Origin of the sequence: Sabulicella rubraurantiaca, from assembly GCF_017355885.1 — a bacterium.
Taxonomy (GTDB): domain Bacteria; phylum Pseudomonadota; class Alphaproteobacteria; order Acetobacterales; family Acetobacteraceae; genus Roseococcus; species Roseococcus rubraurantiacus.
Genome location: NZ_JAFEUU010000003.1, coordinates 355,856 through 375,947 on the forward strand (window position 1 = coordinate 355,856; position 20,092 = coordinate 375,947).

The 20,092-nt window shown below is 70.3% G+C and carries 17 protein-coding genes; 15 read left to right on the plus strand and 2 right to left on the minus strand.

Features of this window, described 5'->3' with window-relative positions:
* Positions 1–10 precede the first annotated feature (10 nt).
* Positions 11–2,758, minus strand: a complete 2,748-nt coding sequence (gene fdhF, locus JTJ31_RS08485; RefSeq protein WP_207538259.1) for a formate dehydrogenase subunit alpha — start codon at positions 2,756–2,758, stop codon at positions 11–13.
* A complete protein-coding gene (locus JTJ31_RS08490; RefSeq protein WP_207538191.1) occupies positions 2,755–4,455 on the minus strand; it encodes an NADH-ubiquinone oxidoreductase-F iron-sulfur binding region domain-containing protein in 1,701 nt (566 codons plus the stop codon). The genes fdhF and JTJ31_RS08490 overlap by 4 nt, the downstream gene beginning before the upstream one ends.
* A 145-nt stretch (positions 4,456–4,600) precedes the next feature.
* Between JTJ31_RS08490 and JTJ31_RS08495 the strand changes: the two genes are divergently transcribed.
* The 15 genes from JTJ31_RS08495 to JTJ31_RS08565 all read left to right on the plus strand — a co-directional run bounded on the left by JTJ31_RS08495 (position 4,601) and on the right by JTJ31_RS08565 (position 20,055).
* Positions 4,601–5,800 (plus strand): MFS transporter, encoded by a 1,200-nt coding sequence (locus tag JTJ31_RS08495; RefSeq protein ID WP_207538192.1) that lies wholly within the window; start codon positions 4,601–4,603, stop codon positions 5,798–5,800.
* A gap of 72 nt (positions 5,801–5,872) precedes the next feature.
* Entirely contained in the window at positions 5,873–6,535 is a 663-nt protein-coding gene (locus JTJ31_RS08500; protein WP_207538193.1) for a TetR/AcrR family transcriptional regulator, read from the plus strand.
* Positions 6,536–6,678: 143 nt separating this feature from the next.
* Complete coding sequence (locus tag JTJ31_RS08505) at positions 6,679–7,944, plus strand: ABC transporter substrate-binding protein (RefSeq protein WP_207538194.1); 1,266 nt, start codon at positions 6,679–6,681, stop codon at positions 7,942–7,944.
* 34 nt (positions 7,945–7,978) lie between these two features.
* Positions 7,979–8,881, plus strand: a complete 903-nt coding sequence (locus JTJ31_RS08510) for a branched-chain amino acid ABC transporter permease (protein ID WP_207538195.1) — start codon at positions 7,979–7,981, stop codon at positions 8,879–8,881.
* Positions 8,878–9,843 carry a branched-chain amino acid ABC transporter permease gene (locus JTJ31_RS08515; protein ID WP_207538196.1) on the plus strand — a complete coding sequence of 322 codons (966 nt, stop codon included), beginning with the start codon at positions 8,878–8,880 and terminating at the stop codon, positions 9,841–9,843. The genes JTJ31_RS08510 and JTJ31_RS08515 overlap by 4 nt, the downstream gene beginning before the upstream one ends.
* Positions 9,840–10,634 (plus strand): SDR family NAD(P)-dependent oxidoreductase, encoded by a 795-nt coding sequence (locus JTJ31_RS08520; RefSeq protein ID WP_207538197.1) that lies wholly within the window; start codon positions 9,840–9,842, stop codon positions 10,632–10,634. Before JTJ31_RS08515 ends, JTJ31_RS08520 begins: the two co-directional genes overlap by 4 nt.
* A complete protein-coding gene (locus tag JTJ31_RS08525; RefSeq protein WP_207538198.1) occupies positions 10,631–11,404 on the plus strand; it encodes an ABC transporter ATP-binding protein in 774 nt (257 codons plus the stop codon). The genes JTJ31_RS08520 and JTJ31_RS08525 overlap by 4 nt, the downstream gene beginning before the upstream one ends.
* Positions 11,401–12,108 (plus strand): ABC transporter ATP-binding protein, encoded by a 708-nt coding sequence (locus tag JTJ31_RS08530; RefSeq protein ID WP_328805707.1) that lies wholly within the window; start codon positions 11,401–11,403, stop codon positions 12,106–12,108. The genes JTJ31_RS08525 and JTJ31_RS08530 overlap by 4 nt, the downstream gene beginning before the upstream one ends.
* Before the next feature lie 5 nt (positions 12,109–12,113).
* Entirely contained in the window at positions 12,114–13,067 is a 954-nt protein-coding gene (locus JTJ31_RS08535; RefSeq protein WP_236019980.1) for a thiamine pyrophosphate-dependent dehydrogenase E1 component subunit alpha, read from the plus strand.
* 3 nt (positions 13,068–13,070) lie between these two features.
* Positions 13,071–14,045 carry an alpha-ketoacid dehydrogenase subunit beta gene (locus JTJ31_RS08540; RefSeq protein WP_328805708.1) on the plus strand — a complete coding sequence of 325 codons (975 nt, stop codon included), beginning with the start codon at positions 13,071–13,073 and terminating at the stop codon, positions 14,043–14,045.
* A 10-nt stretch (positions 14,046–14,055) separates the two neighbouring features.
* A complete protein-coding gene (locus tag JTJ31_RS08545) occupies positions 14,056–14,841 on the plus strand; it encodes an enoyl-CoA hydratase/isomerase family protein (protein WP_207538199.1) in 786 nt (261 codons plus the stop codon).
* Between the two features lie 4 nt (positions 14,842–14,845).
* Positions 14,846–15,985, plus strand: a complete 1,140-nt coding sequence (locus JTJ31_RS08550; protein WP_207538200.1) for a dihydrolipoamide acetyltransferase family protein — start codon at positions 14,846–14,848, stop codon at positions 15,983–15,985.
* Between the two features lie 3 nt (positions 15,986–15,988).
* Positions 15,989–17,161: an acyl-CoA dehydrogenase family protein gene (locus JTJ31_RS08555; RefSeq protein WP_207538201.1), complete on the plus strand. Its 1,173-nt coding sequence runs from the start codon at positions 15,989–15,991 to the stop codon at positions 17,159–17,161.
* Positions 17,162–17,173: 12 nt separating this feature from the next.
* A complete protein-coding gene (locus tag JTJ31_RS08560; RefSeq protein WP_207538202.1) occupies positions 17,174–18,697 on the plus strand; it encodes an AMP-binding protein in 1,524 nt (507 codons plus the stop codon).
* Positions 18,694–20,055, plus strand: a complete 1,362-nt coding sequence (locus JTJ31_RS08565) for an MmgE/PrpD family protein (RefSeq protein ID WP_207538203.1) — start codon at positions 18,694–18,696, stop codon at positions 20,053–20,055. Before JTJ31_RS08560 ends, JTJ31_RS08565 begins: the two co-directional genes overlap by 4 nt.
* The last annotated feature ends 37 nt before the right edge of the window (positions 20,056–20,092 follow it).

Here is a 20,092-nt window from a genome sequence, read left to right on the forward strand (position 1 = left end):
TGGCTGCGCCTTATGCCGGCTCCAGCCTCGCGGCGCAGAACTTGAAGCCGGGGATCTTGCCATCCGGATCGAGGCGGGGGTCGGTCAGCAGATTGGCCGCCGCCTCGCGATAGGCGAAGGGGATGAAGGCCAGACCCTCTGGCAGGGCCGGGTCCTCGCGCGCGAGCAGCTCCACCGCGCCTCGCCGCGTCGCCACGCGCAGGCGCTGGCCGCTGGCAAGGCCGAGGCGCCGGAGTTCCACCGGCGCGAGGGAGACGGTCGGCGTGGGTTCCAACGCATCCAGCACGCGCGCGCGGCGGGTCATGGCGCCGGTGTGCCAGTGCTCCAACTCGCGCCCGGTGGTGAGCACGAAGGGGTAATCGGCATCCGGCATCTCACCTGGATCCGACAGGCCAGCGGGCGCCAGCCGCGCGCGGCCGGAAGGGGTGGGGAAGGCATCCCGGAAGACGATGGCCTCGCCAGGCGCATCGGGCGCGGGACAGGGGTAGGTGACGCTGTTCTCGCGCTCCAGCCGCTCCCAGGTGATGTTGGCGAGGGAGGGCATGGCCTGCGCCATCTCGGTGAACACGTCGCGCGCCTGGAGCTGCGGCCAGTCGAGACCGAGACGCCGCGCGAGGTCGGCGATGATCTGCAGATCCTGCCGCGCCTCGCCTGGCAGGGGAGTGGCGGCGCGGCCGATCTGCACCTGGCGGTTCGTGTTGGTGACGGTACCGTCCTTCTCCGGCCAGGCGGAGCCGGGCAGGACGACGTCGGCCAGCGCCGCGGTTTCCGTCAGGAACAGGTCCTGCACCACGAGGTGGTCCAGCCGCGCGAGGGCGGCGCGGGCATGCGCGAGGTCCGGATCGGACATGGCGGGGTTCTCGCCCATCACGTACATGCCGCGGATCTCGCGGCGCTCGGCCGCCTGCAGGATCTCCACCACCGTCAGGCCTGGCCGCGCGTCCAGCGTCGTACCCCAGAGCTCCTCCAGGAAGGCGCGGGCGACCGGGTCCGAGGTGCGGTGGTAGTCGGGCAGCATCATCGGGATCAGCCCGGCATCGGAGGCGCCCTGCACGTTGTTCTGCCCGCGCAGGGGATGCAGCCCGGCGCCCTCGTGCCCGACATGACCGCAGAGCAGCGCCAGCGCGATCAGGGCGCGGGCATTGTCCGTGCCGTGCACGGACTGGCTGACGCCCATGCCCCAGAGCGTCAGCGCCGAGCGCGCCCCCGCATAGAGCCGCGCGACACGCCGCACCTGCTCCGCCGGCACGCGGGAGAAGCGCTCCATCGCTTCCGGCGTGTAGGCGGCGAGGTGCGCGCGCAACTCGGCGAAGCCGTCCACGCGCGCAGCGACGAAGGCAGCGTCGTAGAGCCCTTCCTCCACGATCACGTGCAGCATGGCGTTCAGCAGGGCGACATCCTGGCCGGGCGCGAAGCGGACCACCTCGGTCGCGAAGCGGTCCAGCCCCGTACCGCGCGGGTCCATCACCACGAGCTTCGCGCCGCGCGAGGCGGCATCCTTCAGGAAGGTGGCGGCGACGGGGTGATTCTCCGTCGGCCGCGCGCCGATAACCAGCAGCAGATCGGCCTCGGCCGCCGCGGTGAAGGGCGCGGTCACCGCGGCGCTGCCGACATCCTCCAGCAGGGCCGCAACGCTCGCCGCGTGGCAGAGCCGCGTGCAATGGTCCACGTTGTTGGTGCCGAACCCGGTCCGCACCAGCTTCTGGAACAGATAGGCTTCCTCATTCGAGCCCTTGGCGCTGCCGAAGCCGGCCAGCGCGGCGGGCCCGCCGGCACCGTCGCGGATGCGGGCAAGCCCCTGCGCGGCGCGCTCCAGCGCCTCCTCCCAGCTGGCTTCGCGGAAATGGCGGCGGGCGCGGGCGGGGTCGAGGCAGTCGGCGGGGTCCTTGGGGGCGCCGTTCAGGCGGATCAACGGCTTGGTCAGCCGTTCGGGATGCGCGATGTAGTCGAAGCCGAAGCGCCCCTTCACGCAGAGCCGGCCCGCATTCGCGGGGCCATCGCGGCCCACCACCTCCTCGATCCGCCCGTCGCGCACGCGAAACCCGACCTGGCAGCCGACGCCGCAATAGGGGCATACGCTCGCCACCTCCTTCGCCGGGGGCGCGGCGCGTCGGCCCGACGCGTCCAGCACGGACTTCGGAAGCAGCGCGCCTGTCGGGCAGGCCTGCACGCATTCCCCGCAGGCCACGCAGGAGGAGGCGCCCATCGGGTCCAGCAGGTCGAAGCTGACCGTCGCCTCCATGCCGCGATGGGCAAAGCCGATGACGTCATTGTGCTGCACCTCGTGGCAGGCGCGCTCGCACAGCCCGCAGGTGATGCAGGCATCGAGCTGCACCGCCATGGCCGGGTGGGAAAGATCGGGTGCCGGCCGCACCGGCTCCGGCGCGAAGCGGGAGGCCGAGACGCCCAGTTCCCGTGCCCAGTGCGCGAAGATGCCGCTGTCGTCGCGCGCCGATCCCTCCGGCATGTCGGCCAGCAGGAGTTCGAACACCATGCGGCGTGCGTGACGGGCGCGTTCGCTCGCGCTGCGCACCACCATCCCCGACGTCGGCACACGGCGGCAGGAGGCGGTGAGCACGCGCTCTCCCTCCACCTCGACCAGGCAGGCGCGGCAATTCCCATCCGGGCCGTAGCCGGGGCGGGGCAGGTGGCACAGATGCGGGATGGCGACGCCCGCGCCCCGCGCCGCGGTCCAGATGGTTTCGCCGGGCGCGGCCTCGACCTCCTGGCCGTCCAGGGTGAAGCGGATCGCCGTCACGGCACCTCCTCGGGGAAGAAGCGCAGCAGGCTGCGCACCGGGTTCATCGCCGCTTGGCCGAGGCCGCAGATCGAGCCATCCGCCATGGCCTCGGCGAGTTCTCCGAGCAGCGCGCGGTTCCATTCGGGTACGTTGAGCAAGTGCAACGCCTTGGCGGTGCCGACCCGGCAGGGCGTGCATTGCCCGCAGCTCTCCTCGCGGAAGAAGCGCAGGAGGTTGCGCGCGACCTCTGCCAGATCGTCCCGGTCAGAGAGCACGACGACCGCACCGGAGCCAACGAAGCAGCCCTCCGCATCCAGCGCACCCACATCGAGCGGCAGATCGGCCAGATGCGCCGGCAGGATGCCGCCCGAGGCGCCACCGGGCAGGTAGCCGATGAAGCGGTGGCCCTCCGCCATGCCGCCCGAGAACTCCTCGATCAGCTCGCGCGCCGTGACGCCCGCGGGTGCGCGCTTCACGCCGGGCTCGCGGACGCGGCCGGAGACGGAGAAGAAGCGCTCGCCCTTCGCGCCCCGGCGCCCGGCCGAGGCGTAGCGATCCGCCCCCTCGGGCGTCGCCAGGATGGCGGGCAGCCACCACAGCGTCTCGACGTTGTGGACGACCGTGGGGCGGCCGAACAACCCGTGCTCACCGGGGAAGGGGGGCTTGTGGCGCGGATAGCCGCGACGCCCCTCGATGCTTTCGAGGAGTGCAGTCTCCTCGCCGCAGATATAGGCGCCGGCGCCGCGCCGGAGATGCACGGGCAGGCCGGGGATGCCAGCCCCGCGCAACTCCTCCAAAGCGCGCGTCAGGACGCGGCGGAGATCCGGATACTCGTCGCGCAGATAGATCCAGCACGCCTCCGCGCCGATCGCATGGGCGGCGAGCAGCATGCCTTCCAGTACCTGATGCGGCTCGGTCTCCAGGCAGAAGCGGTCCTTGAAGGTGCCGGGCTCGCCTTCATCGGCATTGACGACGAGGTGGCGCGGCGCGGGATGGGACAGGGCCAAGCGCCACTTCCGCGCGGCTGGGAAGCCCGCGCCGCCGAGGCCCCGCAGCCCGGCCCGCTCCACGGTGGCGACCATTGCCTCGCGAGTCAGGGTGCCGGCCTGCGCGGCCCGCAGGGCAACGTGGCCGCCACGCGCGCGGTAACCGTCGAGGCCCGGTGGCTTCGGTGTGGCGACGATGCCGGTTCGTGCGGCCGAGAGAAGTGTCCCCTGTTCCGCCGGCGCGACTGGCTCGAAGCCGATGGCCGCGGCTGGCGCGCAGTGGCAGGCGCCCATGCAGGGGGAAGCGATCACGCGCGTGCCCGGTGGCGCCGCATCTCGCGCCGCCTCGAGCAGCGCGCCCGCACCAGCCATCATGCAAGGCAGGCCCTTGCAGACGCGGATGGTGACGGGCGGCGGCGCGGGGGCGTCGTCGGGCAGGATGTCGAAATGGGCGTAGAAGCTCGCGGTCTCGAACACCTCGACCGGGGCGAGGCGGTGCCACTCCGCCAGGGCGACAAGCTGGCCCTCCCGCAGGCAGCCGGCGGCGTCCTGGAGCGCGTGAAGCTGCTCGATCAGCAGGTCGCGCCGCGGCTCCGCGATGCCCGCCGCAACCAACGCGGCTTGCACCGCCGCATGCGCCTCGGCCGTGGCGACGCGGCCCCGCGGGCGGAGCCGCGGCTTGCGCACCGCAGCGTTGCTTCCGACCGCCAGCGGCTTCGTCGCAGACATTTCCATTCCCAGCCCACTCTTTTGCCTAGCGATAGCGCAGATCAGGACGTGATGTGAGACCCTTCTCGGGCCGGGCCGGCGCTTGTCACCAGCGCGCCCACGCTGCAAGGAACGGGAACCCGGTCGAACAGGGACGGAAACGACGTTGAAGCTGCCTTTGTGGGCCAGCGCCCTTGCTGGGACGCTGCTTGTCCAGACCGTGTGTTCCTTTGCCAGCATCTCGGTGCCGATCCTGGGCCCGCCCTTGATGATGCGAGCGGGGCTTTCGCCCGAGAGCATCGGCCTCGTCTCGGCCCTGTCGGCGGCGGGGATCTGCTGGTTCCTGGCCTGCGGCGGCGCGATGCTCAGCCATTTCGGACCCATCCGCACCTTGCAGATCGGCATGGTCTGCATGGCCGTCGGCATCGCCATACTTTCGCAGCCCCTCGGCTTCCTCGGGCTTCTGGGAGCGCTCGCGATCGGCTTCGGAAACGGACCCAATACGCCGGCCGGAAGCCAGATCCTCATCCGTCATGCGCCGCCCGCGCATCGCACGCTCATCTTCTCGATCAAGCAGGCCGGCGTGCCGCTCGGCGGGGCGCTGGCAGGGCTGATCGTCGCGCCGGTCGCGGCCGCGCATGGGCTTTCGGCGGCGCTGGGCCTGCTCATCGCCCTCCTGCTGGCCTGCTGCCTCGCCATCCAGGGTTTTCGCGGCTCGCTGGAGGCGGAGAAGGGGCCCCGCCAGCCGGGCTGGGCCCGCGCGCTGATCCAGCCGGCGGAGATGGTGCGCTGCGTGGGCGCGTTGCGGGCGCACCCGTCCTTGCCGATGCTGACGGTGATCGGCGCATCCTACTCGCTGATGCAGGCTTGCCTGACGGCCTTCATCGCCACCTTCGTCTATACCCGGCATGGCGCCTCCCTGGCGGAAGCGGGACAGGTCGTCGCGGTGATGCAGTGCGCCAGCATGATCGGGCGCATCGCGCTCGGCTGGGTGGCCGACCGGATGGGGAATGCGATGCGCCACCTCGGCCTCCAGGCGATCCTCTCCGGCGCGGCCGTGTCCCTGCTGGTCGTGGCGGGGGATGAGGGGCGCTGGGCACTCTATGCCTGCGCGGGGCTGGTGGGCTTCACCGCCATCGGCTGGAACGGGGTCCACATCGCGGAGCTGGCGAGGGTCGCGCCGCTGCCGCTGGTGAGCAGCGTGACCGCCGCCTCCAGCCTGTTCGGATTCGTCGCCTCGGTCACGGGCCCGCTGGTCTTCATGGGGCTGGTGAGCGCGGGCAGCGGGTTCGAGGCTGCCTTCCATGTCATGGCAGCGCAACTCGTCGCCGTCGGGCTGGCGTGCCTTGTCCTGAGGTGGTCGTGACCTTCGGAGCAGGCCCGGGCGGCCACCTTTGACGGCCCGCCGGCCCGCGTGACAGGTTCCGCGCAGCACATCATGCCCAGGACCGCCCGCACCACGGCCGCCAAGACCACAAAGCCCGCCGGCCGCTCCCGCCGCCAGGAGAAGGCCGAGCAGGTCCGCCTGGCCCTGTTCGATGCCGCGGCGCGCATTGTCGGCAAGCATGGCTATGCCGGTGCCTCCGTCGCGCGCATCACGGCGCTGGCCGGGGTGGCGCAGGGGACCTTCTACAACTACTTCGCCTCGCGCCAGGACCTGCTGGACCAGCTCCTGCCCGCCATGGGCGAGGAGATGCTGGCCCATATCGCTGGCACGGTGCGCGGCGAGCGCGACGAGGTCGCGCGCGAGGAGAGGCGCTTCCGCGCCTTCTTCGCCTTCCTGCAGAAGCGCCCGGCCTTCCTGCGCATCCTCAACGAGGCGGAGGTCTATGCGCCCAAGGGGTTCCGCGCGCATCTCGCGAACATCGCCGCCGATTACCGCCGCGCCCTGGAAGCCGCGCGCGGCCGCGGCGCCCTGCCAGGTTTCGCCGAGGACGAGATCGAGCCGCTGGTGTTCCTGCTCATGGCCGCGCGCAGCTACACGAGCGTGCGCTACGCCGAGGGGCCGGGTGGCAAGGTCAAGGCGCCGCCGGAGAGCCTGATCCGCGCCTATGTGAAGCTGATGCGCCACGGAATCGCGAGTGGCGCTGCGGAGGAGTGAACCTGGCCTGCGGGGCGATCCCGCTGCCGGGCAAAAAAATGAACGGTGATTCGGAAATCACATGATGAATTGACCTTCACGTGGCGGCCTGCCTAAGCTTCGCGCAAATGGGGCGCAGCCATGATGCCCCAGGAGGAGGAAACATGTCCCAGCACGACCGCGGCATCGGCCGCCGTTCCACCTTGATGGCGGGCGCCGCGATGGGTGCGGCAGCCATCACCGGCTTTCCCATGGTCGCCCGGGGCCAGGGGCGCCAGCCGATCAAGATCGGCATGCCGACCATCCTTTCCGGCCGCGTCGCCCAGCTCGGCGTCTCCTCCCGCAACGCGGTGATGATGGAGATCGAGAAGTTCAACGCGGCGGGCGGGCTCGATGGCCGTCCCATCGAGGTGATCGTGCGCGACAGCCGCGGCGTCCCAGCCGAGGCCGCCCGCATCGCGCGCGAGATGATCACCTCCGACCGCGTGGATCTTCTCTTCGATGGCGAGCCCTCCTCGGGCGGCTTCGCGGTGCACGAGGTGGTGCGCGAGACCGGCACGCTGACGCTGCACCTGAACTCCGAAACCTCATCGCTGAGCGCCGATCCGCGCCAGCGCTTCTGGAACGCCTTCCGCATCGCGCGCCAGGGCATCCATGACTCGATCGCGGGTGGCGCCTATGCCGCGGAGATCGTGAAGTCGCGCAATCTGCGGCGCTGGATGACCGTGTCCCCGGACTACGCCTATGGCCGCGACACGACGGCGGAGTTCCTCGAATACCTGCGGGCCTTCGCGCCCGACGTGCAGGTGGTGGGCGAGACCTGGCCCCGCCTGTTCCAGCCCGATTACACCGAGAACGTGACGCGGCTGACGCAGGGCCGCCCGCAGGCGATCTATTCGTGCCTCTGGGCCGGCGACCTCGTCACCTTCGTCGAGCAGGCCTCGCTCTACGGGCTATTCAACCAGTCGCAGTTCTTCGGCGTGAACATGGCGGACTACACGACGCTGCAGCAGATCAAGCAGCTGCCGCGCGGTGTTCACTCCGGCAACCGCTACCTGAAGAACTTCCCGCCCGTGCCGGGCAACCTCGCCTTCGCCGAGGAATACAACCGCCGCTACCAGACCTATCCGACCAACTGGGCCTGGCAATCCGCCACCGCCGTGCACCTCATCACCGAGGCGCTGAAGAAGGTCGGCGGAACGGACCCGCGCGCCCTGGCCAATGCACTGAAGGGGATGACCATTGACAGCCCCTTCGGCGCCGACGGCAAGGTCACGATGCGCGCCGAGGACCAGACCCTGGTGGGCTACGCGATCGGATGGGGCACCACCATCTCGGCCGATCCCTACGTGGAGAACATGACCACCGCCGACTGGTCCATGATCTTCCGCCACGAGCAGGAGTGGAAGCGCGCGAAGGGCTGGGCCTGAGCCGCGCCTTTTCCTTCGCGCACGGAGCGACCTGATGGATCTTGGTGAACTCGCATCCTGCCTGGGGTCGGCATCCTGTGTCGTCACCCAGGTCTCGGCCGGGCTGACGATCGGCTTGCTGATCTTCCTGGTCGCCTCCGGGCTGACGCTGATCTTCGGCGTGCTGGGGCTGGTGAACTTCGCGCACGGCACGCTTTACATGCTGGGCTCCTACTTCGCGCTGACCGCCTATGGTACGACGGGGAGCTTCCTGGCGGCGGTGGGCGCGGGCGCTTTCGGCGTCGCGCTCGTCGGCCTGCTGATGGAGCGCTTCCTGCTCAGCCGCATCTACGGCACGGACGTGCTGATGCAGCTCCTGGTCTGCTACGCCATCATCCTGATCCTGGATGACGTGGTGAAGATCGTCTGGGGTGGCGACTTCCTGAAGATGGACCTGCCGGACGCCTTCCGCCGCCCGCCGGTGATCATCGCAGGGGGCATCGTCCCCTATTACTACGTCATCCTCTTCGCCATCACCGCCGCGATCGCGGTGATCCTGGCCTGGGGCATGGGGCGCACGCGCTTCGGCCGCACCGTGCGCGCCGCAGCGGTGAATCCGGGCATGGTCGGTGCCCTTGGCATCAACACGACCGCGGTTTTCGCGGCGGTGTTCGCGATTGGCTCGCTGCTCGCCGGGCTGGCGGGGGCGCTCTCGGCGCCGATCCGCTCGGTGGTGCCGGGGGCCGGCGTCTCCATCCTCATCGAGAGCTTCATCGTCACCGTCATCGGCGGCATGGGCTCGATCTGGGGCGCGCTGATCGCTTCGCTGCTGATCGGCTTCACCCGGTCCTTTGGCTCCATCGGCTTCCCGCTCTTCACCGAAGGCATGATGTTCCTGATGATGGCGCTGGTCCTGCTGGTGAAGCCGAGCGGTCTGGCCGGGAAGCCGCACGCATGAGGACAGCGCTTTCCTGGCGCGGCGACGTGCTGGTCGCCGCCCTGGCCTTCCTTGCGCTGGCCGTGCCGGCCTTCCTGCTGGGCCTGCCGTCGGTGCTGGATTTCGTGGTGCGCTTCGCGATCTTCGGCCTGCTGGCCATGTCGCTCAACCTTCTGATCGGGACGACGGGACTCGTCTCCTTCGGGCATGCGGCCTTCTTCGGCTCCGGCGCCTATGCCTTCGGGCTGCTGATGCAGTCCGGCGGATGGTCCATCCCGGCCGCCATCCTCGCCGCCATGGTCATGACGGCGCTGCTGGCACTCGCCATCGGCGCGCTTTGCGTGCGGCTGTCGGAGATCTACTTCGCCTTCCTCACCCTCGCCTTCCAGATGCTGATCCACTCGGTCGTCATCTCCTGGGTGTCGCTGACCGGCGGTGACCAGGGGCTGATGGGTGGCATTCCCAAGCCGCCCTTCCTCGGCATCGACCTAGGCAATCAGGGCCATCTGGCGCTGTTCTCCCTCTTCTGCCTGCTCGCCTCCGTGGTGGCGCTGCGGCAGATCGTGCGCTCTCCCTTCGGAGCGGCGCTGCGGATGCTGCGCGACAACCCGGAGCGCGCCGCCTTCCTGGGGCTTTCCATCTTCCGGTACCGCCTCGCCGCCTTCGTGATCGCCGGTACCTTCGCGGGTCTCTCGGGCGTGCTGATGAGCCTCTACGTGTCCGGCGCCTTCCCGACCTTTCTCTACTGGACCACCTCGGGCGAGGCGATCTTCATGATCATGCTCGGCGGCATCACCGTCTTTCTCGGCCCGCTGGCGGGTGCGGCGATCTTCCTGGTGCTGAACGACCGCATCACCAACATCACCGAGCATCATGGGCTGGTCATGGGCACCATCCTGCTGCTGCTGGTGCTCGGGCTGCGGAAGGGCCTGCTGGATTTCGTGGTGGATGCGTGGCGCGAGCGGCGGGAGAGGCGGGCATGAGCGGCCAGGGATTCCACGGCAAGGTCGCGGTGGTGACCGGCGGGGCCAGCGGCATCGGCGCCGCGTGCTGCCGCATCCTCGCCGCGCGCGGCGCCCGGGTCGCGGTGACGGATCGTGACATGGCCCGGGCCGAGGAGGTCGCGCGCGAGACGGGCGGCATTGCCTTCGCCCTCGACGTCGCGACCATGGCGGCGAATGAGGCCACCGCGGCCGCGGTGGAGGCGCAGCTTGGGCCGGCCGATATCCTCGTCACCTCGGCAGGCGTGATCCAGCGGCCGCTGCGGGCCGAGGAATTGCCGGAGCAGGATGTCGAGGATGTCGTCCGCATCGACCAGATCGGCACATGGAATTCGGCAGTCGCCTTCGGTCGGCGCATGGCGGTGCGGGGCGGCGGTGCCATCGTCACCATCGCCTCCATCGCCGGCATCCGCTCCATGCCGCTGCACGCCTATTCCCCGGCCAAGGCGGCGGTGATCGAGATGACGCGCTGCCTCGCCGCCGAATGGGGAAGGTCGGGGGTGCGCGTGAACGCGGTCTCGCCCGGCTACACCCGCACACCCGCGCTGCAGGCCGCGATCGACAAGGGGGAGCGCGACGTTTCCCTGCTGGAGGCCACCAGCGCGCTGGGCCGCATGGTGACGCCGGAGGATATCGCGGAGGCGGTGTGCTTCCTCTGCTCGGACGCCGCCTCCGCCATCACCGGCATCAACCTGCCGGTGGATGCCGGCTGGCTCGTGGCCGGGTCCTGGGCGAGCTATGGCGGGCTGCCGGGCCCCAGGGGCAATGCATGAGGGGCGGGCGGCTGGAGCTTCAGGGCCTGCGCCGCACCTTCGGCGGGGTGGTGGCCACGGACGATGTCTCGCTGAATTTCGCGGCGGGGACGCTCTCGGCGATCATCGGGCCGAACGGCGCGGGCAAGACGACGCTGTTCCACCTGATCAGCGGCAAGATCAAGCCGACGGCCGGCCGCGTCCTGCTGGACGGGGCGGATATCACGAATCTCGACCGCCAGGACATCGTCCGGCGCGGCGTCGGGCGCGCCTTCCAGGTGGCGAATCTCTTCCCCAGCTTCACCGTGGCCGAAAGCCTCGTCGCCGCGATGCTGACGCATGAGGGCCGCACCGCAAGCCTGTTCCGCGCCTTCCCGCCGCCGGATGTCGCGGCGCGGGCCGATGAGGTGATGGAGCTTTGCGGTCTTTCCTCGCTGGCGAACATCACGGCGAAGCATCTGTCGCATGGCGACCAGAAGCTTCTCGACATCGCGCTGGCCCTGGCGCTCGACCCGAAGGTGCTGCTGCTGGACGAGCCTACCGCCGGCATGGGCCCCGAGGAACGGTGGCGGATGATCGAGCGCGTGCACCGGTTGTGGGAGGCGCGGCGCATGACGCTGATCTTCATCGAGCACGACATGGACATTGTCTTCCGCATCGCCGAGACAGTGCGCGTGCTGCGCTACGGCGCCGTCCTCGCCCAGGGCACGCCGGAGGAGGTGCGCCGAAACCCCGCGGTGATCGAGGCCTATCTGGGCAGCGAGCACGCGCTGGAGGGCGATGTGGCATGATGGCGGAACTCTCCGTCAGCGGCCTCGACGCCGCCTATGGCGCGAGCCAAGTCCTGTTCGGCGTGGAGTTCGATGTCGAGCGGGGCGAGACCCTCGCCCTGATGGGTCGCAACGGCGCCGGCAAGAGTACGACCTTCAAGGCCATCGCCGGGTTGCTGTCGCCGCGGGGCGGCAAGGTGCTGCTCCGTGGCCAGGACCTCGCGGGTGCCAAGCCCTATCGCATCGCACGGGCCGGGGTCGGCTTCGTCCCGGAGGACCGGCAGGTCTTCCCGGAGCACACGGTAGAGGAGAATCTCGAAGTCGCGCAGAAGCCGGGGCCGGGTGGCGGCGACTGGAATGTCGAGCGCGCCTTCCAGGTCTTTCCCATGCTCGTGCCGCTGCGCAAGCGCATGGCTGGCCGCCTGTCGGGTGGCGAGCAGCAGATGCTGACCATCGCCCGCAGCCTGATGGGCAACCCGGCCGTGCTGCTCCTGGACGAGCCGTCGGAAGGGCTGGCGCCGCTGATCGTCGCGCAGATCGGCGATCTGATCCGCAAGCTGCGGGAAATGGGAACTACCATCGTGCTTGCCGAGCAGAATAGCCGCTTCTGCCTCGGCGTCGCGACGCGGGTCGCGGTGATCGACAAGGGCGCCATCGTCTGGCGCGGCGGCGTGGAGCAGTTTCGCGCCGACCCTTCGGTCCAGGCCCGCTACCTGCAGGTGTGACACGCATGGCCGACCCGATCGCGCTGTTCCGCATGATGCTCACTATCCGTGAGGCGGAACTCGCCCTCGCGCGGCTCTTCGCCGATGGCGAGGTGCCGGGCTTCATCCACCTCTCGGTCGGGCAGGAAGGGGTGGCGGCGGGTGTCTGCGCCGCGCTTGGGCCACAGGATTCGGTCGCCTCCACCCATCGCGGCCATGGCCACGCCCTGGCGCGCGGCATGGCGCTAGAAGGCTTCTTCGCCGAGGTGATGGCGAAGTCCACCGGGCTGTGCGGCGGGCGTGGCGGCTCCATGCACGTTGCGGATCTGCAGCGCGGAATGCTGGGCGCCAACGGCATCGTCGGTGCCGGCGCGCCTATCGCGCTCGGCGCAGCGCTGGCGCATCGCACGCGCGGGACGGATGGCGTCGCGGTTGCCTTCTTCGGCGACGGCGCCCTGGCCGAGGGCGCGATGCACGAGACGCTGAACATGGCCGCCATCTGGCGCCTGCCGCTGCTGATGGTCTGCGAGAATAATGGCTGGGCGGAGTTCAGCCGCAGCGACACGCAGGTGGCGGCGAAGCTCGGCGCCTGGACGCAATCCTATGGCGTCCGCCACGACGAGGTGGACGGCAACGACGTCGTCGCCGTCGCGGCGGCGGCGGAGGAGGCCGTCGCCGCCCTGCGCCGCGGCGAGGGGCCGCGCGTGATCGAGGCGCGCACCCATCGCTGGCGCGGCCATTTCGAGGGTGATCCGCAGCGCTACCGCGACCCGGAGGAGGCCGGCCGCATGGCGGAGCACGACCCCATCGCCCGCGCTCGCGCGGCCCTGACCGCCGAAGGCACGCCGGCCCAGACACTGGACACGGCCGAGAGTGAGGCCCGCGACGCTGTCGCCGCCGCCATCGCCGCTGCGCGCACGGCTCCCCCCGCCGACTGGGCGGCCGCGCTGACGGGCGTCTATGCGCCGGCGGAGGCCTGAACCGTGGCCGAGCTACGCATGGTGCAGGCCGTCAACCGCGCCCTGGCCGAGGCCATGGCGGAGGACCCTTCCGTCTTCCTGCTGGGCGAGGATATCGGCGCCGCGGGCGGCCCCTTCGGCGCGACGCGCGGGCTGCTGGACAAGTTCGGCCCCGACCGCGTGCGCGACACGCCGATCTCCGAGGCCGGTATCGTCGGTGCGGCGGTGGGCGCGGCGCTCTCGGGGCTGAAGCCGGTCGCCGAGATCATGTTCATGGACTTCATCACCCTCGCCATGGATGCGCTGGTGAACCAGGCGGCGAAGGCGCGCTTCATGTTCGGCGGGCAGCGAGGCGTGCCAATGGTGCTGCGCACGCCGCATGGCGGTGGGCTTTCCGCCGGGCCGCAGCATTCGCAATGCCTGGAGGCGTGGCTGTGCCACATCCCGGGGCTGAAGGTGGTCTGCCCCGCGACGCCTGCCGATGCGCACGCCCTGCTGCGTGCCGCCATCGCCGACCCAGATCCGGTGGTCTTTATCGAGAACAAGGCGCTCTACGCCATGAAGGGCGAGGTCGAGGAAGCACCGGCCCCGGTGCCGATCGGCCGCGCCCGCATCGCCCGGCCTGGACGCGACGCGACGGTCGTCGCCTACGGCGCCGCCGTGCACTGGGCGACCGAGGCCGCCGCGACCTTGGAGGGGGAGGGGATCGAGGCCGAGGTGCTCGACCTCCGCAGCCTCCAGCCCTGGGACGAGGCGGCGGTGCTCGAAAGCCTGTCGCGCACGCATCGCCTCGTCATCGCGCAGGAGGCGGTGGAAGCCTTCGGCGTCGGCGCGGAGATCGCCGCGCGCATGGCCGAGATCGGCTTCGACGAACTGGATGGACCGATCCTGCGCGTCGGCGCGCCCTTCACCCCGGTGCCCTTCGCGAAGGAGCTGGAGAGCGCCTACCGCCCCGACGCAGCACGCATCGCCGCCGCCGTTCGCCGCACGCTGGAATAAGGGACAGCCCATGCCCGACCCCGTCATCCTGTCCGAGACCAAGGGCGCCGTCGCGGTGCTCACCTTCAACCGCCCCGCGGCGCTGAACGCGATCGACGCGGCGACGCTGAAGGCCTTCGAAGCCGCCTTCATCGCTGCCGAGCAGGATGCTGCCGTACGCGTCATCGTCATCACCGGTGCAGGCGAGAAGGCCTTCGTCGCCGGTGGTGACATCGGCGACCTCGAAAGCCGCCAGGGCCTGCCGCACTACCTGGAATTCGGCGAGGAGCTGCACCGGGTCTTCAACCGCGTCGAGGCCTGCGACAAGCCCACCATCGCCGCGGTGAACGGCTTCGCGCTCGGCGGCGGGACGGAGCTGCTTCTCTGCACCGACATGCGGCTGGTGGCAGACACGGCGCGGCTCGGCCTGCCCGAGATCAATCTCGGCCTCTTCCCTGGTGCGGGCGGCACGCAGCGCCTGATCCGCGAGATCTCGCCCTGCCGGGCGCGGGAGATGATGTTCACCGGCAGCCAGATCACGGCGCAGGAGGCGGTGGAGCTCGGCCTGTGCAACCGCGTGGTGCCGCGGGCGGAACTCATGACCGAGGCGATGAAGCTGGCCGAGCGCTGCGCCTCCAAGTCGCCGCTGATCCTCAAGCTGATGAAACGCACGCTGCGCCAAGGCGCGCAGATGCCGCTGCCGCAGGCCCTGGCGCATGAGCATGCGATGATCGGCCTCGTGCTCGACGCCGCCGACGCGCATGAGGGCTGCCGCGCCTTCCTGGAGAAGCGCCCGGCCCAGTTCACCGGGCGATGACCCGATGACGGCTTCTGCCGACATCGTCATGCCGAAGCTCGGCCTCACCATGACCGAGGGGCTGCTGGCGCAGTGGCACGTGCAGCCGGGGTCGCGGGTGGCAGCGGGCGACATCCTCTTCGTGGTGGAGACGGAGAAGATCTCCACCGACATCGAGGCGGTGGGTGAGGGCGAGATCCTGGAATTGCTCGTCCCTGCCGGCAGCACCATCCCCGTGGGCACGCCGGTTGCGCGCTGGACCGGCGCCGCAGCGCCGGAGGCAGAGCCGGCCGGGCAGGCCGCCCCGCCATCCCGCATCGTCGCCACGCCGCTTGCGCGTCGCCTCGCGCGGGAGCGGGGGGTAAAGCTGGAAGCATTGCGCGGCAGCGGGCCGCGCGGCCGCATCAAGGCGAAGGACGTGCCGGAGGCTCCGCCGCCTCCCGCAGTGGCGGCGCCCGCCCCTGGCGAATTCGTCCCGCTCGACCGCGTGCGCGCGGCCTCGGCGCGTCGCCTTGCCCAGGCGAAGCAGGAGATGCCGCATTTCTATGTCGGCGCCGCGGCCGAGATCTCGCGCCTGCTGACCCTGCGCGACGAATGGCGGGAAATCCCTGGTGCGCCGCGCCTGACGGTGACGCATGCGGTGCTCGCCGCCATGGGCCGCGCGCTGCTGGCCATGCCGGAGCTGAACCGCGTCTGGGAGGGAGAGGGCTGGCGGCTTCTGTCGCAGCCGGATGTGGGCCTTGCCGTGGACACGCCGCGCGGCCTCTTCGCCCCGGTGCTGCGCGATGCGGGGCGGCTGACGTTGGATGCGCTCGCGGAGCACGCGAATGGCTTGGTGGAGCGCGCCCGCGCCGGGCGCCTGTCCCCCAATGAGCTCGAGGGCGGCTGCATCTCGCTGTCAAATGTCGGGATGTTCGGCGCGCGCTTCCTCGTGCCGATCGTCAATCCCGGCCAGTCCATGATCCTCGGCCTCGGTGCCATGGAATCGCTGTTCCGGCCGGATGCGAATGGCGCGCCCGCGCTGCGGCGCGAGGTCACGCTGGTGCTGTCCGCCGATCACCGCGTGCTGGACGGGGCGGCCGCCGCCGCCTTCCTCGCACGCATCGTCGCCTGCCTGGAGAAGCCGCTGGCCCTGCTGCGCCCGCCGGCCGAGGAAAGGACCTGAGTCATGGAGTTCCGGCTCTCCGAGGACCAGCGCATGCTGGTCGAGACGGCCCGCAAGGTCGGCGAGCGCTTCGGCCCCGAATACTGGCGCGACCTGGACGCGCGGAAGGCTTATCCGAAGGAAGCCTGGGCCGCGATCTGCGAGGCCGGGCTCTGCGGCATCACCTTGCCGGAGGAGCATGGCGGCTCGGGCCTGGGCATGCTGGAGATGGCGCTGGCGATCGAGGCGCTGACGGCCGGCGGAGCCGGCTCAACCCTGGCGCAGATGTTCATGCTGAACCCGATCTTCGGCGGCGTCAGCATCGCGAAGTTCGGCACGGAGGCGCAGAAGAAGGCGCTGCTGCCCGGCTTGGCCAGCGGAGAGATCACCTTCTGCATGGCGCTGACGGAGCCCGATGCCGGCACGAACAGCCTGGAGGTCCGGAGCTTCGCGCGCGCCGACGGCAATGGCTGGCGGTTGAACGGTCGCAAGGTCTGGATCACCGCCGTGCCGCAGGCCAGCAAGATGCTGGTCGTGGCGCGCACGCGGAAGGTGGAGGAGGTGAAGCGCCGCACGGAAGGCATCAGCCTGTTCATGATCGAGCCGGAGCGGGAGGGCGTGAGCCATGCCGCGATCGACAAGCTCGGCACCAACACGCTGCCCTCCTCCTCAGTCTTCTTCGACGAGGTGCGCGTCGAGCCGGACGATCTGGTCGGCACGCTGGATGAAGGATGGACCGCGCTGCTGGAGGTGCTGAACACCGAACGCATCGTCACCACGGCCGGTCTCGTCGGGACGGTAGAGCTCGCGATCCGCAGCGCGGTGGAATATGCGCAGGGCCGCAAGGTGTTCGGCGGCAAGCCCATCGCCTCCTACCAAGGGCTGCAATTCCCGCTGGCCCAGGCGCATGCGTTGGGCGAGGCGGCGCGGGTCCTGAACCACAAGGCCGCTTCTCTTTGCGATCTGGGCGAACCCTACGGCTCCGCCGCCAACCAGGCGAAGCTGCTCGCCGCCCAGGCGGCGGCGCAGGCGACCGAGCGGGCGATGCAGACCATGGGCGGCATGGGCTACGCCAAGGAATTCCACATGGAGCGGCTGTGGCGCGATGCGCGCCTGTTCCGCTTCGCGCCGGTCTCCGAGGAGATGGTGCTGAACTTCATCGCCATCCACGATCTGGGGATGCCGCGCGGCTACTGAGGGGGCCTGAGCATGCTCAACCTGTCCGCCTTCGTCGCCTTCCACGCGCGGCAGCGTCCGGATGCGCTGGCCATCGTGTACGGGCCGCAGCGCATCACCTACGCGGCGCTGCAGCGCCGGACGGAGGCGCTCTCGGCGCTGCTCGCCTCGCGCGGCGTGGAAGCCGGGCAGGTCGTCGCGGCCTTCATGAAGAACTCGACCGCCTTCGTGGAGCTTGCCATCGCCGCCAGCCGCATCGGCGCCGTGTTCCTGCCGATCAATTTCCGCCTGGCGCGGGATGAGGTGGCCTACATTCTCGGCAATGCGCGGGCAAGGCTGCTCTTCGCCGATGCGGAGTTCCGCCCGGTCGTCGAGGATGTGCCGGGCCTCGTCATCGTGGACTCCGCCGCCCAGGCGGACCCCACGCGCCTCGTGCCGCCCGGCCTGCCCGTGCCGCCTCCGGCCGCGCGGCAGGAGGGTGACCTGTTCCGGCTGATGTACACCTCCGGCACCACGGACCGGCCGAAGGGCGTCATGCACAGCTACGGCAATTTCTATTGGAAGTGCATGGAGCACGTCGTCGCGCTGGGGCTCACCGCGTCGGACCGGCTGCTGGTGGTCGGTCCGCTCTACCATGTCGGCGCCTTCGACCTGCCGGGTGTCGGGGTGCTCTGGGTCGGTGGGATGCTCTGTATCCTGCGGGATTTCGATGCTGCGGCCGCCGTCGCCGCCATCGCGCGCGAAGGCCTGACCGGGGCCTGGATGGCCCCCGTCATGCTGTCGCGCACGCTGGAACACGGCAATCCGGATGGGCTCGACCTCTCCACGCTGCGCTGGTGCATCGGTGGCGGCGAGAAGACGCCCGAGGGCCGCATCCGCGCCTTCACCGGCCTGTTCCCGAAGGGACGCTACATCGACGCCTATGGCCTCACCGAGACATGCAGCGGCGACACGCTGATGGAGGCGGGGTGGGAGATCGCGAAGATCGGTTCCACCGGCCGCGCCACGCCGCATGTGGAGATCGCCATTTGCGACGAGGCCGGGGCCCCTCTTCCTCCCGGGCAGGAGGGCGAGATCTGCCTGCGCGGCCCCAAGGTCTTCAAGGGATACTGGAACGACCCGGCAAAGACCGAAGCCTCCTTCCATCCCGGCGGCTGGTTCCGTACCGGCGACGTGGGTTTCCTCGACGCCGACGGGTTCCTCTTCCTGACGGACCGCAAGAAGGACATGATCATCTCGGGCGGCGAGAACGTCGCGAGTTCCGAGGTTGAGCGCGTCCTCTACGCCATGCCTGAGGTGAGCGAGGCGGCGGTGATCGGCGTGCCCGACCCGCGCTGGGGCGAGACGCCGGTGGCCGTGGTGGTGCCGCGCGACGGCGTGCAGCTGGACCTCGCGGCGGTGCAGGCGCATTGCCGCGTGCATCTTGCGGGATTCAAAGTGCCCAAGGCGCTGGAACTGCGGGACGCGCTGCCGCGCAACCCCTCGGGCAAGGTGCTGAAGCGCGTGCTGCGCGAGGAGCTGGCGCAGAAGGCGCAGGACAAGGAAGCCACGCCATGACGGATGAAGTTCCGCTCGCCCGCGCCCTCGCGCGCTTCATCCATAGCCTTGGCCCCGCGACCATCCCGGCAGAGGTCGAGGCGAAGGCGCGTGCCTGCCTGCTGAACGGCTACGGCATCGCGCTGGGCTGCCACGCGACGGAGTTCGCGCCGGTCGCCCGCGCCGCCGCCATCGCCATGGAAGGCGAGCGGCCGGACGGCGCGACGCTCTGGGGCGACGGACGCCGCACCACCATCGCCGGCGCGACCCTGGCCAATGCCGCGCTCTCGCACGGCCGAGCGCAGGAGGATGCCTGCGGCGCGGCGCATCTGGGCGCCATCCTCATCCCGCTGCTCACCGCGCTGTTCGAGGAGCGGGGGCTTCCGCTCGATCACCTAATCCCCGCGCTGGTCGCCGGCTACGAGGCGGGCGGGCTGTTCGAGAAGGCGCATGCCGGCCACACCACCCCGGCGGGCCTGCGCGCCTCGCCGATCTACGGCACGATCGCCGCCGCGGCGGCGGTGGCGAAGGCGATGGCGCTGCCCGAGGACCGCATCGCCGCCGCGCTCTCCTACGGCGCGCATTTCGCCGGCGGCATCCTGCAATCCTTCGCCGATGGCACGGATGAATGGCGCTATCAGGTCGGCCAGGCTGCGGTGAACGGGCTGATGGCAGCGGAGCTGGCACGCCAGGGTGCGGTCGCCGCGCCGCACGCCTTCGAGGGCAGCGCCGGCTATATCCGGGCCTTCGCCCGCGTGGCGCCGGATGTGGGGGGGCTCGCCGCGAAGCTGGGGGTCGAATGGTCCACCATGCGCGTGGCCTTCAAGCCCTTCCCGGTCTGCGCCTTCAACCAGACGCCTGTCACCGCGGCGCTCCTGCTCAGGGAGAAGATCGCGGAAAGGAAGATCGCCGGCGTCACGGTGCGGATGAACCCCTACGAGATCGGCTATGCCGGCATGGACAGCAAGGGACCCTTCAACACCGTCTCCGGCACGCTGATGTCCATTCCCTTCTGCATCGCGGCCACGCTGCTGCGCGGCACGCCGACCATGGGCATCATGACGGACTATGACGACGCCCAGGTGAATGCGCTGATGCAGGCGGTCGAGACCGTGGCGGACCCTGATGTGCCGACACTCTCCGCCGTGATCGCTGTTTGGCTGGAGGATGGCACCGAGCTGGTTCAGGACCAGCGCATGACCGCATCCGACTACAGCTATGACCGCGCGCGCACCATGGAACTCGTGCGCCGCATCGGCGCCGAGGAAGCCGTGCCCGAAGAGGCCTATGACCGCATGGAACGCTTCGTGATGGGCCTGCCGGGAGGCTCGGTGCAGGACATCGTCGGCTGCTTCGCACTGCTGCCGCGCCGGGGGTGAGGGCCCTTCACCCCCCGCGGTGCGGCTGAGGCCGCGC

Coding starts and splice junctions, on each gene's coding strand:
- JTJ31_RS08530 (WP_328805707.1), top strand. CDS start 11,401: ATGATGGCGGAACTCTCCGTCAGCGGCCTCGACGCCGCCTATGGCGCG.
- JTJ31_RS08550 (WP_207538200.1), top strand. CDS start 14,846: ATGACGGCTTCTGCCGACATCGTCATGCCGAAGCTCGGCCTCACCATG.
- JTJ31_RS08560 (WP_207538202.1), top strand. CDS start 17,174: ATGCTCAACCTGTCCGCCTTCGTCGCCTTCCACGCGCGGCAGCGTCCG.
- JTJ31_RS08525 (WP_207538198.1), top strand. CDS start 10,631: ATGAGGGGCGGGCGGCTGGAGCTTCAGGGCCTGCGCCGCACCTTCGGC.
- JTJ31_RS08505 (WP_207538194.1), top strand. CDS start 6,679: ATGTCCCAGCACGACCGCGGCATCGGCCGCCGTTCCACCTTGATGGCG.
- JTJ31_RS08515 (WP_207538196.1), top strand. CDS start 8,878: ATGAGGACAGCGCTTTCCTGGCGCGGCGACGTGCTGGTCGCCGCCCTG.
- JTJ31_RS08545 (WP_207538199.1), top strand. CDS start 14,056: ATGCCCGACCCCGTCATCCTGTCCGAGACCAAGGGCGCCGTCGCGGTG.
- JTJ31_RS08490 (WP_207538191.1), bottom strand. CDS start 4,455: ATGTCTGCGACGAAGCCGCTGGCGGTCGGAAGCAACGCTGCGGTGCGC.
- JTJ31_RS08500 (WP_207538193.1), top strand. CDS start 5,873: ATGCCCAGGACCGCCCGCACCACGGCCGCCAAGACCACAAAGCCCGCC.
- JTJ31_RS08535 (WP_236019980.1), top strand. CDS start 12,114: ATGGCCGACCCGATCGCGCTGTTCCGCATGATGCTCACTATCCGTGAG.
- JTJ31_RS08555 (WP_207538201.1), top strand. CDS start 15,989: ATGGAGTTCCGGCTCTCCGAGGACCAGCGCATGCTGGTCGAGACGGCC.
- JTJ31_RS08565 (WP_207538203.1), top strand. CDS start 18,694: ATGACGGATGAAGTTCCGCTCGCCCGCGCCCTCGCGCGCTTCATCCAT.
- JTJ31_RS08510 (WP_207538195.1), top strand. CDS start 7,979: ATGGATCTTGGTGAACTCGCATCCTGCCTGGGGTCGGCATCCTGTGTC.
- JTJ31_RS08520 (WP_207538197.1), top strand. CDS start 9,840: ATGAGCGGCCAGGGATTCCACGGCAAGGTCGCGGTGGTGACCGGCGGG.